The sequence below is a fragment of the Telluria mixta genome, from assembly GCF_029223865.1.
Taxonomy (GTDB): Bacteria; Pseudomonadota; Gammaproteobacteria; order Burkholderiales; family Burkholderiaceae_D; genus Telluria; species Telluria mixta.
On sequence record NZ_CP119520.1, the window covers coordinates 5,763,621 to 5,779,244 of the forward strand.

The following is a 15,624-nucleotide window of genomic DNA, read 5'->3' on the forward strand; positions in this document are numbered from 1 at the left end:
AGCGGTTAGTTTTCGGTGGCGGCGGCCAGCCACCCTTCGAGCGCATCCAGCGGCATCGGCCGGGCCATCAGATAGCCCTGCACCTCGTCGCAGTCGGCGGCGCGCAGGAAATCGAGCACGTCGGCCGTTTCGACGCCTTCCGCCACGACGGACAGTTTCAGCGCATGGGCCATGTCGACGAACGCCTTGACGAAGTCGAACGCGCTGATGCGGCCGTCCTCCTGCAGCACGAACGACCGGTCCAGCTTGAGGACGTCGATGTGGAAACGGCGCAGGTAGGCGAGGCCGGAATAGCCGGTGCCGAAGTCGTCGACGGCCAACTTGACGCCCAGCGCGCGCAGCTCGTCCAGCATGGCCGCCGTGCGCGGGATGTCCTCGATCAGGGCGCTCTCCGTCAATTCCACTTCGAGACAATCGGGAGGGAGGCCGCTGTCGGCCAGCACGGCGCGCACGTCGTCGACGAAGCCCGGCTGAGCGAGCTGGCGCGCGGACACGTTCACCGACACGCGGATGGTGCGGCCGTGGCGGTCGATCAGGCGGCGCGTCTGGCGGCATGCCTCGTTCAGCACCCAGCGGCCGATCGGGAGGATCAGGCCCGTCTCTTCCGCGATGGCGATGAATTCGCCCGGCGACACGCGTCCCAGGTCGGCGCTGTTCCAGCGGATCAGGGCCTCGATGCCGACGACGTGCATCGTGCGCAGGTCGATGCGCGGCTGGTAGTGCAGCTCGAACTCGTCGCGCACCAGTGCGGGCCGCAACGCCATCTCGAGCGCCATGCGGGCCTGGGCCGCGAGCGTCATCCCGGGCTCGAAGAACCGGTAGCGGTTGCGGCCCGCGCGCTTGGCGCCGTACATCGCCGTGTCGGCCGTCTGGAACAGTAGTTCGCGGGTCCCGGCGTCGTGCGGGAACATGCTGATGCCGATCGACCCGCCGGCCGTGACTTCCTGGCCGCCCACGCGCACCGGCACCGCCAGCGCGTCCAGCAGCTTGGCCGCGATCACTTCGGCATCCGCGCCGCCCGCGCACTCGGCCGCCACGACGAATTCGTCGCCGCCGAGGCGGGCGATCACGTCGCCCGGCCGCATCACCTTGCGCAGCCGCGCCGCGACTTCGCACAGCAGCGCGTCGCCCAGCTCGTGGCCGAACGAATCGTTGACTTCCTTGAAGCGGTCGAGGTCGAGGAACATGACGGCCACGCTGCGCCCGTGCGGGCAGGCGTCGAGCATGCGCTGGACGCGTTCCTGCAGCAGGGCGCGGTTGGGCAGGCCCGTCAGCGTGTCGTGCGTGGCCAGTTCGCGCAGGCGGCTTTCGGCCTGCTTGCGGCCCGTGATGTCGCTCATCAGGCCCGTCACGCATTCGACGTTGCCGCACGGGTCGCGACGGGCACTCCCGTTGAACAGCACGTGCACCGACCCGCCGTGGGCGTGGCGCAGCACCGCCTCCACGCCCTGCACGGGCGCCTCGACGTCGTGCGTCGCGAGGCTGTGCCAGGGGAATGCGACGAACAGGTCGTCGAGCGTGCGCCCGAGCAGCGCGGCGCGCGTGTGGCCGGACAGGGCGCACAGGGCCGGGTTGACGTCGAGGACGCGGCCGTCCGCACTGGCGAGCACGTAGCCGGCCGGCGTCATCTCGATGACTTCGCGGAAGCGCTGTTCGCTGGCGCGCAGCTGGCGCTCCGCTTCCTCGCGCTCGGTCAGGTCGCGGATGATGGCCTGGAAGTACTCCTGGCCGCCATCCTCGAAGCGCGAGATGTGCACCTCGGCCGGAAAGCGGGTCCCGTCCTTGCGCCGCTTGGCGATGCGCAGCAGGTGGGTATGGCCGGCGCGCAGGCTGTCGAGCATGCCCGCCGTGTACGCGTGGTGACCGTCGATGTCGCTGACGGACAGCGTCGTGAATTCGTCTTCCGTGTAGCCGAAGCGGGCGCACGCGCGGCCGTTGGCGGCGATGATGCGCAGATCGCCGTCGGCGATCACGATGCTGTCGCCGGCCTGCTGGAACAGGTTGCGGAAGCGCTGCTCGCTCTTGCGCACGGCGTCCGCGGCGCGGCGCTTGGACGTGATGTCATGGAAGTACACGGACAGGCCGTCGGATGTGGGGTAGACGCGCGCTTCGAGCCAGGCGGCGGACGGCGCCCAGTACACTTCATAGAAGCACGGTTCGCCGGTGGACATCGCGCGCCGGTAGTAGTCGAGGTTTTCCGTGCCTTCGAGCGCGGGCGCGATGTCGAGCAGATGCCGACCGATGTTGGGTTCGACGTCCACGCCGATGAAGGCGCCGGCCTTGCGGTTGGCGTAGATGAGGCGCCAGTCGCGGTCGATCGCGAAGAAGGCGTCGCCGATACTCTCCAGCATGGCATTCATGCGCTCGCGCGAACGCTTCAGCTCTTCGCGCGCCGCCCGGTGCGTGGTGACGTCGCGCGCGGTCGCGTACACGAGGCGGGCGCGCGCGGACCAGCGCGCGGACAACGACAGATAGATCGTCGCGCCGTTCTTGCGGCGCCAGCGCAGCTCGCGCTCATGGCATGGGCGCCCGGCCAGCAGGTCGGCCGTGAGCGTGTCCAGCGCCGCGCGCTCGTCCGGGTGCAGCAGGTCGCGTACGGGACGTCCGGCCAGCTCGGCCGGCGCGTAGCCGAGGATGTCGCCGGCCGCCGCGTTGGCGCGCACGATCCGCCCGGCGGCGTCGAGCACGACCATCAGTTCGAAGGCGAGATCGATATGCGCGATGTAGTCGGCAGCGGAGGCGGGCAGGGCCGGCGCGTTCATGATGGGTTCCAGTCAAACCGGGGATGATGCGGAAGATGCCGGCGCGAGCGCGCGGCCGGAAGATTGTATCATTCCATACGGCAACCTTTTCCTTGAGTGACGCGTAAACACAACACAGTGGGAATGGCCCGCCGCGTGGACGGGCCGGTGATGGCGTTATAGCGATTCGTCGGTATCGAGGTCGTCCGGCGTCAGCCGGTTCCGGCCGGACCGGCTGCCCTGGCCGCCGCTCTGCATGTTGCCCCCGCCGCGGCTGCCCTGCAACGAAGCGTCGCCCGACGAGTCGTCACCAGGTCCGCTGCCGAGATCGGACTGGGACTGGTTGCCCCGGTTGAGGTCGCCACTCTGCTGGCTGCCCCAGTCGCCCCGCTGGGCGTTGTCGCCCGGCCCGCTGGCCAGGTCGGAGTTCTGCTGGTTGCCCTGGCTGCTCTGGCTGCTCCTGCTGCGGCGGGACCGACCCTGCGCGGGCGTGCCGCCCGGCTGGCCGCCGGCTGACTGCAGGTTGCCCGCATCTCCCCGGTCGGGTGTGCCGACGCCGCCGTCACGGCCGCCGTCGTTCAGGTTGCCCGTCGTGCCCGTCTTGCCGGCACTGCTCGTGCCTACACCGCTCAGCTCGTCGTAGTTACTGCCTTTCATGCCCTTGCCTTTGTACTCCTGATTGCTCGGCATAATTGTCTCCTTGATCGGTACGTGAGATGCCATGGTAGGCCCCCTGTCGGGGCCGACAATCGGAGCAGGCGTCAGGCCCTTGTAGGACCAGTCGGACAGGTCTCGACAGTACGGTCGATGCGTCGCGGATTGGGAACGATTGCATGTCAAACATTGACAAAATGTCCAATCCATGGCGCAATCCATGGTCGGCCCGCGTGGCGGCCAGCATTTAAGAAAAAAACAATGAGCAGAAGCAGTGGCGGTAAAGTAAGGGGAACGGGGCGGACGACGCTGGAAGAGGTGGCGGCGCACGCGGGGGTATCGACGATGACGGCATCGCGCGCCCTCAGCCAGCCCCAGCTGGTGTCGGAAGCGACGCGGACCAAGGTGGAGCTGGCGGTCGTGGAACTGGGCTATGTGCCCAACCGCGCCGCACGGGCTCTCGCATCGGCGCAATCGCGCGTGATCGTGGCGCTCGTGCCGTCGCTGTCGAACGTCGTGTTCACGGCCGTCCTAGACGGTATTCACGACGCGATCGAACATGGGCAATACCAGCTCCTCATCGGCAACACGCGCTATTCGGACGCCGAGGAAGAAAAGCTGCTGCTCACGTATCTGCAGTCGAATCCGGACGGCATCCTGCTGTCGGGCCTCACGCACAGCCCGCAGGTGGAACGCATGCTGGCAGCATCGCGCATGCCGGTCGTGTCGATGATGGACCTCGCCGACGACCCGGGCGAGCTGTCGGTCGGCTTTTCGCAGCACGATGCCGGCAATGCCATCACGCGCCACCTGATCGAGCGCGGCTACAAACGCATCGCCTTCGTGGGCGCGCAGCTCGACGAGCGGACCCTGCGCCGCGCGGACGGCTACCGGGAGGCGATGCAGGCGGCCGGCCTGGCCGATCCGAAGCTGGAGATCATGGTGCCGGACCCGTCGACGATCGCGCTCGGCGCCGAGCTGATGCGCCATGCGCTGGACACGCTGCCGGATTGCGACGCCGTATTCTTCTGCAACGACGACCTCGCGCATGGCGCCATCTATTATTGCCAGCGCCACGATATCCGGGTGCCGCAGGACGTCGCCATTGCCGGCTTCAACGACCTGCCGGCGTCCGCGTGGATGGTGCCGTCGCTGACGACCATCGATACGCCGCGTTACCGTATCGGATACGAGGCGGCTTCGCTGTTGCTGGACGTCATCGGGGCAAGGAGCCGCGGGAGCGGCGGATCGACCTGGGCTTCACCTTGCGCGAGCGGGAAAGCACCTGATTCGGCCAACGGCCGCGAAAAAATCATCCGGTTGAGCTTTACATTTTTCGTGGAAACGTTACACTGTGGGTATTGCTTGTTAGCGCTACCAGACTGGCGGCGCGAACAGGCGGTGCGGGTGCGCGGGGGCTGCGCACTCTTCAAATATCTCCTCTTAAGGACTGGTTGCTTGTCGCTTCCGGTCCTATTTTTTTGGCTGTGTTCGCGTTAATTCAGTGATCGGCCATCCTAACCGAGCTGGGCTGCCGCACGCAGGAGTTGGGCAGGTGTCGTCAACTGGTGCGCATCGAGTATCCGCTGCCATCCCGAATAATTGATCAGGTAGCGGCTGGCGACGCCGCGGAACCGCACCAGCCAGCTTTTGAAACGGCTGTGCCAGCTGTTTACGTTCTGGATATGGATCGCGCCGCGGGCCCGTTCTCCCGCCTGCACGTTGACGGCCTCATGCGTGATGCCTGCCTGTGCGGCGAAGCGGCGATACGACACGGCGCCGTCACTGATCAACAACACATCGGTGGGCAGCACGGGCTTGAGGCATTGATGTAATTGCTCCACCGTCACCTGGCCCCGCCCCGTATGGAAATCGAGTGTCTGTCCACTACGGTCCCGCGCGACGAGCAGGCAGTCGTGCTCCCGATGGATGCCGCGCCGCTTCGCCACACCGCCGCGCTTCCTCGGCCGCCGCGTCAGGCTGCGCGAACCCTTCTGCGATTCCAGGCGATATGTCTCGTCTGCTTCGACGATGGCCGACAGCGTCGTTGGCCGGTCGCGCATCGCGCCGGGCACGAACCGGTGGCGCCACCGGAAGCTGGTGGTGCGATGCACGCGAACGACCTGGGCGGCATCGCGGACCGTGCGCGATTCGAGCACGCATTGCAGATAGGGCAGCCAGCACTCTTTCTTACGCAACCTTGCCAGTGGTGTCCGCGTCAATGCATTATGGCTGCGCCCGCAGTGGAGGCAGCGGAAGCGCTGCAGTCCGCTCGCCTGGCCGCAGCGGTGTTTGCGGGCGCATCCGCAGTGCGGACACGGCCGTCCTGCCGCCGCCTGCTCGATGAGGGCAATGCACTCGGCCGGATGCGCGATGCTGGCGATCCATTCCCGTAGCCGGGCCAGGTCACCTGCCGACAAAGCGACCGCCGAGAGCATGGCGAACAACTCGTCGAACGTCAGGCTGCGCATCGTCACTCCTCATGAGTTAACTCGACGATACGTGAGACCTCTACAACGGGTTTCAGTTCGCATAACTAGCGCGCACACAGCCATTTTTTCGGCTGTGTTCGCGTGCCATGATCCGGATAGCGACAATTTCAATCATCTTCGATACAAATAGTTACATGTAGACGTGTTTCGTTACGCGTCCGCTCTGGCCTCCCATGCATACACTGGTTAATCTGCTTGAGTCAGCTCAAAAGATTTCCACAAATGCATCCAAACCTGTCTTTCCTCGCCATGCCCGCCGCCCCGACGCCGAAAGTGCTGAAAGCCTTCCGCAAGGACGCCGGATGGAGCGAGACGGGCGACGCCGCCCTGAACGGCGCGTTCGCACCGGGCAGCCACGTGCAGTGGGCCGCCGTACAGTCCGGCAAGAAGACGATCGGCATCGTGCGGCTGGAGCTGGCGCCGCCGCAGTTCTGCTACCTGTCGGAGCTGGTGATCCTGGGAGAGTACCGCGGCCGCGGCGTGGGGGAGTGGTTCATGGAGCAGATCGAACGGTTCTGCCTCGCGCGCGGCATCGATCGCGTCGTCCTGCAGGCGACGAACGATTCGCGCGGCTTCTACGACAAGCTGCGTTACCAGGCCGACCCGGTGGCGGCCGGCTTCCTCAAGAAAGACATCAATCCGCTGCTACGCAAACCGGCGTTCCCGTTCGCGCGCAGCGCCCCGGGCGTGCGCCCGGGCTGATCACCGAGTTGACCCGGATTATCAGGGCACCGTCACCTCGACGCGATAAGTGCGGCCCGCTTCGATGCCTGCGATGCGTGCTTCCGGCAGCTGCTTCCCGTCACATACGACCGTCGTCCGCCCGACCGCGCCGCGCGTCACGCTGACGTCGAACGTGGCCCCGCGGAACATGCGGCGCACGCGCATGGACGGCCAGTGCGACGGCAGTTGCGGGTTCACGACGAGGCCCGCCGCATCGCCCTTCAAACCGCACAAGCCCTCGACGATGGAACGGTAGACCCACGACACGGTGCCTGTGTTGAACAGCTGGCTCGAACGGCCGGCCGTGCGCGGGTACTCCTTCCACGCGCCGCGGTAGTAGTTCGGGATGAACACGGGGAGCTGGCCGCGCCGCAGGTAGTCGTCCTCGCCCGGACCCGGGATCATCTTGCGCAGCGCGTCCCACGCGCGGTCCGGTTGCGCGATCGTGTACAGGCTGTAGATGTAGAATACGGACGCGTGGTTGTACACGGCGCCGTTCTCCGCCGACCCGGGGTGCTTCTGCGTGACGCGGCCCACGTCCTCGCGCATCGCGGAATAGGGCGGCGCGAACATCTGCACGCCGTACGGGGTGTCGAGCTGACCGTCGATCTCGGCCAGCATCGTGGCGCGCTGCTTCTCGTCCGGCGCGCCGCTGAGGAACGCCCAGCTCTGCGGATTCAAATAGATGCGGCCTTCCTTGTCGCCGCTGACGCCGAAGATCACGTCATCGTCCGTAATGCCGCGGGCGTACCAGGCACCGTCCCACAGGTGCAGGTTGGCGGCCGTGTTCATGTCGAGGGCGCCGGCGCGGAAGTGCTCCGTGCGCCAGTCGTCGCCGCGCGCCGCGCACACGTCGGCCCACAGGTTCAGCGCATACGCGGCCGCCACCGTCAGCCAGCCGGAGACGCCACGGCCCTTGTACCCGACCATGTTCATCGGATCGCACCAGTCGCCCTGTTCGATGTAGGAGAGGCCGCGGTGGTCGCGCTTGTGCAGCAGCCAGTCCATCGCCATCGAGATGCGTTCGTACGCGGTGAGGGCCATGCCGTCGTGGCCGGTGACGTGTTCGTCGAGCACGGCGTAGTCGCCGGTCTCGTCGAGATAGGCCTGCAGGCAGACGGGCAGCCACACGCAGTGGTCCGTGTGCGGCACCTGGTTGATGTACTTGAGCTCCGCGCCTTCGAACAGGAGGATCCCGTCCGGCATAGCTCCGTTCGCACCCTGCTGCGACAGCGCGTGCAGGAACGCGGCGCGGGCGACGGCCGGCTTGATGAACGCCATCCCCATGTTGTCCTGCAGGTAGTTGCGGGTCTGCGGATCCGTGCTGAGGCGATTCACGTCGCCGTGGTAGAACACCTGGCGCGCGAGCCAGCGGTTGACGAAGTTGTCGAATTCCGCGTCGGGCGTCTCGACCTGGAGGCAGCCCGCGCCATGGTCCGCGTAGGCGGCGTAGGCGCGCGCCGCGGCGGCGAACTGTTCGGCGCCGAGGTAGCGCTGTTTCATGGACGCGATCTCGGCATCGTCGCGCGCGGGGCCGAACAGGAAGCGGCGCGTAGCGGCGGCGCCGGCATCGAGCGAGAGGCGATACTGCACCACTGCGACGGGCGTTTCGTAACGGGCGTCGCCGCCGGCCAGGCGTTCGTTGCGCAGCGCGTCCGGCGCATGCAGGCCGCCTTCGCCTTCGAACTGGCCCTGGTTCGCTTCCCAGGCGTCCGGCGCCGTCTCGCACAGGAAGTAGGTCTTGTCCTTGAAATCCTTGTTCTTGAAATAGTCCTGCAGCTTCTGGTACGGCGTGACGCTGGAGGCGACGATGCCACCGAGATCCGCGCGGTACTCGGCCGACTGGTTCATCCACGACATGTAGCCGATCGTGAAGTACGGGTAGACGCTGACCTTGCGCGGCCGGCCGCTCACGTTCGTCACGGTGAGCGTCCACAGCTCGGCCACGTCGTCGACGGGGAGACCGAGACGCAGATCGATGCGGATGCCCAGCTTTTCCACCGTCCACGCGATGTCGTCGCGGCCGACGGAAAAGGCGAAACGGTCCGGCGCCGCGCGCACGGGTTCGTGCGGGGCCGAGAAGAGCTCGCCCGTCTCCTCGTCCTTCACATAAAAGAAGCGGCCCGGATGGTGCGCGTAATACGCCTGCTCCGGCTGCATGAAGGTCTTCGCCTCGAGGTTCGGCGCGTACGAGTACTTGGCCGGCTCCGGCTGCATGAACTGGGCGGTGGCATAGCCGCGGCACGTCACCTGGATCATCATCCGGCGGTTCCACAGGAAGCCGCCGGCGTTCGGCATGGCGGTGGGGCTGGCGAGGTCGTAACGCGCCCCGTTCTCGGTCGGTTGCAGCATGGTCTTTCCTTGTCGTTGTTATTCAGAGGCTGATTTGCGCGCGGCCAGGTCGGCCTGGATTTGCGCCAGCTGCCTGGCATTCAGGTTATAGAAGCACATCACGGCGACGGCGGCGACGGCGAACGCCGCCGGGATGAAGGACATGAGCCACACGATCCCCTCGCGCGACCCGCTGGCCTGCACGGCGTTGGGGACGTAGCCGAGCGCCGTGAACACGGACCCGATCACGGCGACGGCGACCGCGGTGCCCAGCTTTTGCGAGAACGTGGCGGCGGCGAACGTCATGGCGGTGGCGCGCCGGCCCGTGCGCCATTCGTTGTAGTCGGCCGTGTCGGCATACATCGAGAACGCGAGCGGCGACTTCGGCCCGAGCACGAGACCGAGTCCGCCCTGCAGCACGAACATCAGCCACACCTGGTCGGCCGGCACGACGTAGAACGCGGCGGACAGCACGGCGGTCGCGCTCATCAGCACGATCATGAGGGTCCTCTTGTCGACCCAACGCGTGAGCAGCGGAGTGAGTGCGGCGCCGATGGCGGCCGTCACCATGTACGTCGGCACGAACGTGCGCATCAGGTCCGGGCGGCCGACGACGTATTTGAAGTAATAGGCGGCGCTGGCGGTGCGCAGGGTGATCGTCACCATGATGATCAGCGCAAGGAAGAACAGCACCATCCACGGCCGGTTGCCCGCCAGGTCGCGCACGTCGCGCCACACGGCGTTCTTCTGGCCTGGCGGCGGCGCGATGCGCTCGCGCGTATTGAAGAAGGTGAACACGAACAGGGCCGACGCTGCGACGCCCCACAGCAGCATCGTCAGTTGCCAGCCGCGCTGGTCGTTGCCGGCGCCGAGCCAGCGCACGAGGTCGGGCGTCGCGGCCGTCACGAGCGTGCTGCCGGCGAAGGCGAAGATGAAGCGCAGGCCGTTGATGGTCGAGCGCTGCTGGGGATCGGCGGACATCACGCCGGACAGCGCGTTGTACGGGATGTTCACGCACGTGTAGCACACCATCATGAAGAGATAGGTGCCGTAGGCCCACGCGAGTTTCGCGTCGCCTTCCAGGCCCGGCGTCGTGTACGTGAGCACGGCGGCGCCGGCCAGCGGTACGCACATCCACACGAGCCACGGGCGGAACTTGCCGAAGCGGGTGTCCGTGCGGTCGGCGGCGGCGCCGATCATCGGGTCGGTGAACGCGTTGATGATCTTGATCGTCGACATCATCGTCGCGGCCGCGGCGGCCGAGATTCCGAAGGTGTCGGTGTAGAAGATCAGCAGGAAGGTGGCGACATTGGTCCAATAAAAATTGAACCCCATGTCGGCGATGCCGTACGCGAGCTTTTCGCGCCACGGCAAGGGAGCCGCGGCCGCCGTGGTCGTGGCGGCGGCGGACTGGGGCAGGGCGGCCGTCATCGGACTGCTCCGGCGGAATAGGAAAATGCGGCCATCTGCGTCTCCGGTCATTGTTGTCTGATAGCGCTAACACCGGCGAGTATGCCGCCGCTATGGAATCATGTCAACCGCCGGATGCGCCGCCCGTCCACACGATCAGTCGCCCGGATACTTTACGCCGGTCTGGGCGCGGATCTCGTCCAGCACGCCCATCAGGTGCAGGGTCTGCTCGTGCGTGATGGCCGGGCTTTCGATCAGGCCTTCGCTCCAGCAGCGCTGCGCCTCGATCGCCTCGTGCACGTAGCCGTTGCCGAGATACGGCGTCGGGATGACGCGTGCCGGTTCGTCGGCCAGCATCAGGGTGACGGTGGGCGGGCGGTGGAACGGCGCGTCCAGGCGCAGCTGGCCGTGGCGGCCCGACAGTGTGAGCAGGCCCGGCGTGCGCGCCTTCAGCGAGCAGGCGCATGTGGACAGCGCGCCGCCCGCGTGGCGCAGCGTGAACACGGTCTGCAGGTCGACGCCGGTCGGACCCAGCTCCGCCTGGGCGCGCACGGTGTCCACGGCGCCGAGCAGGTACGTGGTGATCGACAGCGGATAGATGCCCACGTCGAGCAGGGCGCCGCCGCCGAGGGCCGGGTTGAACAGGCGCGCTTCCGGGCCGCCCGCCGCGACGAAGCCGAAATCGGCGCTGGCCTGCGACACCTCGCCCAGCACGCCGGAGGCGAGGATGCGCTTGACTTCGTCCAGCGCGGGCATGAAGCGCGTCCACATGGCTTCCATCAGGAACACCTTGCGGCTGCGGGCGAGGGCGACGACCTGCTCGGCCTGGGCGCGGTTCAGCGCGAACGGTTTTTCGCACAGCACGCCCTTGCCGCCGGCGAGCATCGACAGCGCGTTTTCGGCGTGCATGGCGTGCGGCGTGCCGATGTAGACGAGGTCGACGTCGGCGCAGGCGGCGAGGCTGTCGTAGCCGGCGAGGCGCAGCGGGATGTCGAATTCGTCGGCGAATCCGGCAGCCGACGCGCGTTCGCGCGAGGCGACGGCGGCGATCGTGGCGCCGGGCGTGTCGCGCAGGGCCGTCGCGAAATCGCGGGCGATCCTGCCGGTGCCGAGGATTCCCCAGCGTACGGTTTTTGTCATGTGTACTCCTTTAAACAAGGGTGGAACAAGCGTGGGTGGAACAAGCGGGGCGGCGAATTCTGGAGGATGGCCGAAAGGTGGGCTACCTGTCTATCTTGACAGGTCTTTGATGACATTTTGTTATCGATGATTGCGTTATACTGCATTGTGGTCCCCCATCGATCGAAAGGAAAGCCATGGCTGCACAGTCCCCAAGCGCGGATGCGAGCGCATGGTGCCGGCCCCTGTTCGAAGGGACGCAACTCTCGATGCTGGTCTGCGACCCTGTGTCGCAGGAAATCCTGGACGTCAACGACGCGACGCTAGCCCTGCTGGGCTATTCCCGCGACCGGCTGCTGGGCATGCGCCTGCCCGACCTGTACGCGCACGACCCGGAAGAAGACGGCCTGCGTCCGGAAACATGCCGCCTGCATTCGCACGTGCGCCACATCGCCGGCGCCGGCGGCGACATCCACCATGCGATCCTGCAGCGCTGCGCCATCGAGTACGGCGGGCGCGACGCCGTGCTCGTCATTCTCCAGGACGTGACGCGCCACGTGGAGGCCGAAGTCCAGCTGCGCGACACCCAGAACGAATTGCTGCGCGCACAGGCGCTCGCGCTGATCGGCAACTGGATCTGGGACGCGGCCAGCGATTCGCACGTCACGTCGTCGCCGGAAGGCTACCGCATCATGGGCTTCCGGGCGGACGAGACGCCCGTGTCGACGGCCGAGATCTATGCCCGCATCCATCCGGACGACCGGCCGATGGCCGAACGGGCGCGCGAGCGGGCGCTGCTTGACCCCGATTACAAGTACGACATCGAGTTCCGCCTGATCCGGCCGGACGGCGAGGTGCGCTGGCTACATTCCGTGGCCGAGGTCCGGCGCGACGCCTGCGGACACGTCGTCAAGATGCTGGGTCTGGTGCAGGACGTGACCGAGCGCCGCCGCGCCGAGGAAAACGTGCGGCGCCTCGCGTATTACGACACGGTGACGGGCCTGCCCAACATGAACCGGTTCGAGAGCGAAGTCGGCGACCGGCTGATCCAGCTGCGGCGCGGCGCGGGCCGGGGACGCGCGCCCGCACGGTTCGCATGCCTGATCGTCGACCTCGTGCGTTTCCGCGACGTGAATTACGCGCTCACGCATCTGTACGGCGACGTGCTGCTCGCGCTCGTGGCGGACCGCCTCGCGGCCGTCGTCGGGCAGGCCGGCGTCGTCGCGCGTTGCGATGCGCGCTTCCCGATCGTGCTCGACGGCGCCGACGAGGAAGAGGCGCGGCGCTGGGCCCAGCACATCCACCGCGCCCTCGAAGCCCCGTTCTCCGTGGCCGGCATCTCGTACGAGATCGGCGCACGGGTCGGCATCGCGCTCGCGCCGCTGCAGGGCCTCGATTACCACGCGCTGCTGCGCAAGGCCGACATCGCGCTGTACCAGGCCGCGCACCTGGGCCGCAACGTCGCCGTCTACGCCGCCGAGGACGACCCGCATACGCCCGACCGGCTGTCGCTGATCGGCGACTTCCGCGCCGCCATCGAAGCGGGCGAGATCCAGCTCTTCTGCCAGCCGAAGGTGACAATGGACAGCCGCGAGATCGTCGGCGCGGAAGCGCTCGTGCGCTGGGTCCATCCGGACAAGGGCTGCATCGGGCCGGAGACGTTCATGCCGCTGATCGAGTCCACGGACCTGATCCACGTGCTCACGCAGCACATGCTGGCCAGCGCCGTCGCCCAGAGCGAGGCGTGGCGCGCGCAGGGGGTGCGTTTGCCCATCGCCGTGAACCTGTCCGCGCGCGACATCGCCGCGCTGTCCCTGTCCGAACACCTGCGCGAGCTGCTGGAACACCACGGCTCGTGCGCGGGCCTGATCGGCCTGGAGATGACGGAGAGCAGCCTGATGCAGAACCCGGCAGAGAGCATCGCCGAGCTGGAACGCCTGTCCGCGATGGGCTTCCGGCTGTACATCGACGACTTCGGCACCGGGTATTCGTCGCTGAGCTACCTGAGCCGCCTGCCCGTGGACGTGATCAAGATCGACCACGGCTTCACCATGCAGATGATCGAAGACCAGCGTGCGGCGTCCATCGTGAAATCCACCGTGCACCTGGCGCACGATCTCGGAATGAGCGTCGTCGCGGAAGGCGTCAGCAATGGGCGCATCTGGGACGCGCTGTACGCGCTCGGCTGCGACGAGGCCCAGGGGTATTTCGTGGCCGCGCCGATGCCCGCGGCGATGCTGCTCGACTGGGCTCGCGCGTCGCCGTACCGGCTGCAGGACGAACCCGTGTGCGCGTGAGTGCGGGGCTCAGCCTTGGGCGGCGCTGGCCGCAGCGTCCGGTTCCGGATCGGCCGGGCGCGCGGGCGCCGGCACCTGCGGCAGGCGCACGGTGAACGTGCTGCCCTGACCCTCGCCGCTGCTGTGCGCCGTCACGGTGCCGCCGTGCAGCGCCGCGAGCTCGCGCACGAGGGCAAGGCCGAGACCGAGGCCGCCCTGGGCGCGGTCGATGCTGACGGGGCCCTGCACGAGCGCCTCGAAGATCAGCGGCAGGGTGGCCGGCTCGATGCCGATGCCGGTATCGCTCACCTCGAACACCGCGGCGCCATCTTCGGCGCGTCCGCGCACGGCGATCGCGCCGCCGGCCGGCGTGTACTTGATCGCGTTGTGCAGCAGGTTGTCGAACACCTGTTCGAGCCGCGTGGCATCGCCGTCGACCCACAACGGCGAGACTCCCACCGTCCACGCATGCACGCCCGCGTCGACGACCTGGCGCGTCGCGCAGCAGTGCAGCAGCAGCGCGCCAGCATCGATCGGGGTCTTTTTCAATTCCACCTTGCCGGAGAGGATGCGGCGCACGTCGAGCAGGTCGTCGACGATACGGGTCAGGTGGCGCGTCTGGCGGCGGCCGATCTCGCGCGCGTGCGCCGCCATCTGTGCGTTTGCCGTCGGCATGTCGAGCACCTTCAGCGCGCCGGCGATGGCGGCCAGCGGATTGCGCAGTTCGTGGCCCAGCATGGCAAGGAAGTTGTCCTTGGCGGCGCTTTGCGCCTCGGCCAGGCGGCGCGCTTCGCGTTCACTCTGGAGCAGGGCCTCGCGCTCGGATTCGAGCGCCGCGCGCGCGGTACGCTCGCGCGCCAGGTTTTCGCTCGTGTGGAACAGCGCGTCCTGCAGCACGTCGACTTCATGCACCCGGGTGGGCGCGGGCCGGGCCAGCGCGCCGAGCGGCAGGGCCTCGGCCGTTCGGCGTGCGCGGTCGAGCGCGACGGACAGGCGCTGCGCGATGAACGACGCGATGCCGAACGCGAGGCTGATGACCGCGAGCAGCGCGAGCGCCGCATACCGCGTCGCCGCTCGCGCCGCCGCCTCGATCTCGGCGACGGGCACGCCGATCGCGATGGTCCAGCCGGTGGCCTCGCTGTGCGTGAAGATGTCGTAGACTTCGATCCCTTCGCGCGTCAGGTGGCGCACGATGCCGCTGTTCGCGGCGCGGGCGGCCGCGAACAGTTCGGGCCGCACCTTGCCGCCGACGAGCGTGTTATTGCGGTTGCGCGCGATCGAGATGCCGTCGCGGTCGAAGATGCCCATGACCCAGTCGGGGCCCAGTCCCTTGTCCGCGAACACGGTGGAAAAATGGCCGGCGTCGAAGACCTGGCTCAGGACCCAGCGCCCGCCGGCGCCGCGCGGTACCGGCACGTCGATGGAGACCGCGGGCTTGCGCGACAGGGCGCCGACGAAGTAGCCGGACACGCGCGGCCGCTGGCTGTCCCACGCCTGTGCGACCCAGGGACCGGCACGGCCCGGAAGGCGGGTCCCGTACGGGACGAGGGTGTTCAGGAGCGGGGCGCCGTCATGGTCGATCAACAGGGTCCACGTCCACGGCGTCCCCGCGTTCATCGCGCCCGCCTCGCGGTGGATTTCGGCGAAATCGCCCCGGCGCATGGCGTCCGAGTTGCCGAGCGCGCGCAGCGCGGCCTGGGCGGCAGCGACTTCGCGGTCGACGAGCAGCGCGGTGGCGCGCGCACTGGATTCGACGCTGCGGATACGCGATTCGCGTTCCCAGTCGAGGAGCATGGACAAGCCCGCGCCGGCGATGACGGTGACCGGCACCAGGATGGCGACGGCCATGAGGATCAGATAGTGACGGGCTTTCATCAG

At 67.7% G+C, this 15,624-nt stretch carries 9 protein-coding genes and 1 pseudogene; 3 read left to right on the forward strand and 7 right to left on the reverse strand.

Annotated features, from left to right (window positions below; genetic code table 11):
- Positions 1 to 5: 5 nt before the first annotated feature.
- Positions 6 to 2,762 (reverse strand): bifunctional diguanylate cyclase/phosphodiesterase, encoded by a 2,757-nt coding sequence (locus P0M04_RS25385; protein WP_259452304.1) that lies wholly within the window; start codon positions 2,760 to 2,762, stop codon positions 6 to 8.
- A 156-nt stretch (positions 2,763 to 2,918) separates the two neighbouring features.
- Complete coding sequence (locus tag P0M04_RS25390) at positions 2,919 to 3,431, reverse strand: hypothetical protein (RefSeq protein WP_259452305.1); 513 nt, start codon at positions 3,429 to 3,431, stop codon at positions 2,919 to 2,921.
- Between the two features lie 225 nt (positions 3,432 to 3,656).
- Here P0M04_RS25390 and gntR point away from each other — a divergent pair.
- A pseudogene (gene gntR / locus P0M04_RS25395) lies at positions 3,657 to 4,684 on the forward strand (HTH-type transcriptional regulator GntR).
- Between the two features lie 228 nt (positions 4,685 to 4,912).
- On the opposite strand, the gene P0M04_RS25400 reads toward gntR, so the two are convergent.
- The gene (locus P0M04_RS25400) at positions 4,913 to 5,866 is read right to left on the reverse strand and encodes an IS1595 family transposase (RefSeq protein ID WP_281042100.1); all 954 of its coding nucleotides are present in this window, start codon (positions 5,864 to 5,866) and stop codon (positions 4,913 to 4,915) included.
- Positions 5,867 to 6,109: 243 nt separating this feature from the next.
- On the opposite strand from P0M04_RS25400, the gene P0M04_RS25405 reads away from it, so the two are divergent.
- Positions 6,110 to 6,589, forward strand: a complete 480-nt coding sequence (locus tag P0M04_RS25405; RefSeq protein WP_259451472.1) for a GNAT family N-acetyltransferase — start codon at positions 6,110 to 6,112, stop codon at positions 6,587 to 6,589.
- Positions 6,590 to 6,610: 21 nt separating this feature from the next.
- Here P0M04_RS25405 and P0M04_RS25410 read toward each other — a convergent pair whose 3' ends face one another.
- The 3 genes from P0M04_RS25410 to P0M04_RS25420 form a co-directional block, all read right to left on the reverse strand.
- The gene (locus P0M04_RS25410; protein WP_259451471.1) at positions 6,611 to 8,962 is read right to left on the reverse strand and encodes a GH36-type glycosyl hydrolase domain-containing protein; all 2,352 of its coding nucleotides are present in this window, start codon (positions 8,960 to 8,962) and stop codon (positions 6,611 to 6,613) included.
- Positions 8,963 to 8,980: 18 nt separating this feature from the next.
- Positions 8,981 to 10,372 (reverse strand): MFS transporter, encoded by a 1,392-nt coding sequence (locus P0M04_RS25415; RefSeq protein ID WP_259451470.1) that lies wholly within the window; start codon positions 10,370 to 10,372, stop codon positions 8,981 to 8,983.
- Positions 10,373 to 10,507: 135 nt separating this feature from the next.
- The gene (locus tag P0M04_RS25420; RefSeq protein ID WP_259451469.1) at positions 10,508 to 11,491 is read right to left on the reverse strand and encodes a Gfo/Idh/MocA family protein; all 984 of its coding nucleotides are present in this window, start codon (positions 11,489 to 11,491) and stop codon (positions 10,508 to 10,510) included.
- Between the two features lie 176 nt (positions 11,492 to 11,667).
- Between P0M04_RS25420 and P0M04_RS25425 the strand changes: the two genes are divergently transcribed.
- Complete coding sequence (locus tag P0M04_RS25425; RefSeq protein ID WP_259451468.1) at positions 11,668 to 13,767, forward strand: putative bifunctional diguanylate cyclase/phosphodiesterase; 2,100 nt, start codon at positions 11,668 to 11,670, stop codon at positions 13,765 to 13,767.
- Between the two features lie 9 nt (positions 13,768 to 13,776).
- Here P0M04_RS25425 and P0M04_RS25430 read toward each other — a convergent pair whose 3' ends face one another.
- Positions 13,777 to 15,621: a sensor histidine kinase gene (locus P0M04_RS25430; protein WP_259451467.1), complete on the reverse strand. Its 1,845-nt coding sequence runs from the start codon at positions 15,619 to 15,621 to the stop codon at positions 13,777 to 13,779.
- Positions 15,622 to 15,624 lie beyond the last annotated feature (3 nt).

Excerpts from the sequence above, each read along its gene's own strand:
- P0M04_RS25405 (WP_259451472.1), top strand. The coding sequence starts at position 6,110 with ATGCATCCAAACCTGTCTTTCCTCGCCATGCCCGCCGCCCCGACGCCG.
- P0M04_RS25400 (WP_281042100.1), bottom strand. The coding sequence starts at position 5,866 with ATGCGCAGCCTGACGTTCGACGAGTTGTTCGCCATGCTCTCGGCGGTC.
- P0M04_RS25410 (WP_259451471.1), bottom strand. The coding sequence starts at position 8,962 with ATGCTGCAACCGACCGAGAACGGGGCGCGTTACGACCTCGCCAGCCCC.
- P0M04_RS25385 (WP_259452304.1), bottom strand. The coding sequence starts at position 2,762 with ATGAACGCGCCGGCCCTGCCCGCCTCCGCTGCCGACTACATCGCGCAT.
- P0M04_RS25415 (WP_259451470.1), bottom strand. The coding sequence starts at position 10,372 with ATGACGGCCGCCCTGCCCCAGTCCGCCGCCGCCACGACCACGGCGGCC.
- P0M04_RS25420 (WP_259451469.1), bottom strand. The coding sequence starts at position 11,491 with ATGACAAAAACCGTACGCTGGGGAATCCTCGGCACCGGCAGGATCGCC.
- P0M04_RS25425 (WP_259451468.1), top strand. The coding sequence starts at position 11,668 with ATGGCTGCACAGTCCCCAAGCGCGGATGCGAGCGCATGGTGCCGGCCC.
- P0M04_RS25390 (WP_259452305.1), bottom strand. The coding sequence starts at position 3,431 with ATGCCGAGCAATCAGGAGTACAAAGGCAAGGGCATGAAAGGCAGTAAC.
- P0M04_RS25430 (WP_259451467.1), bottom strand. The coding sequence starts at position 15,621 with ATGAAAGCCCGTCACTATCTGATCCTCATGGCCGTCGCCATCCTGGTG.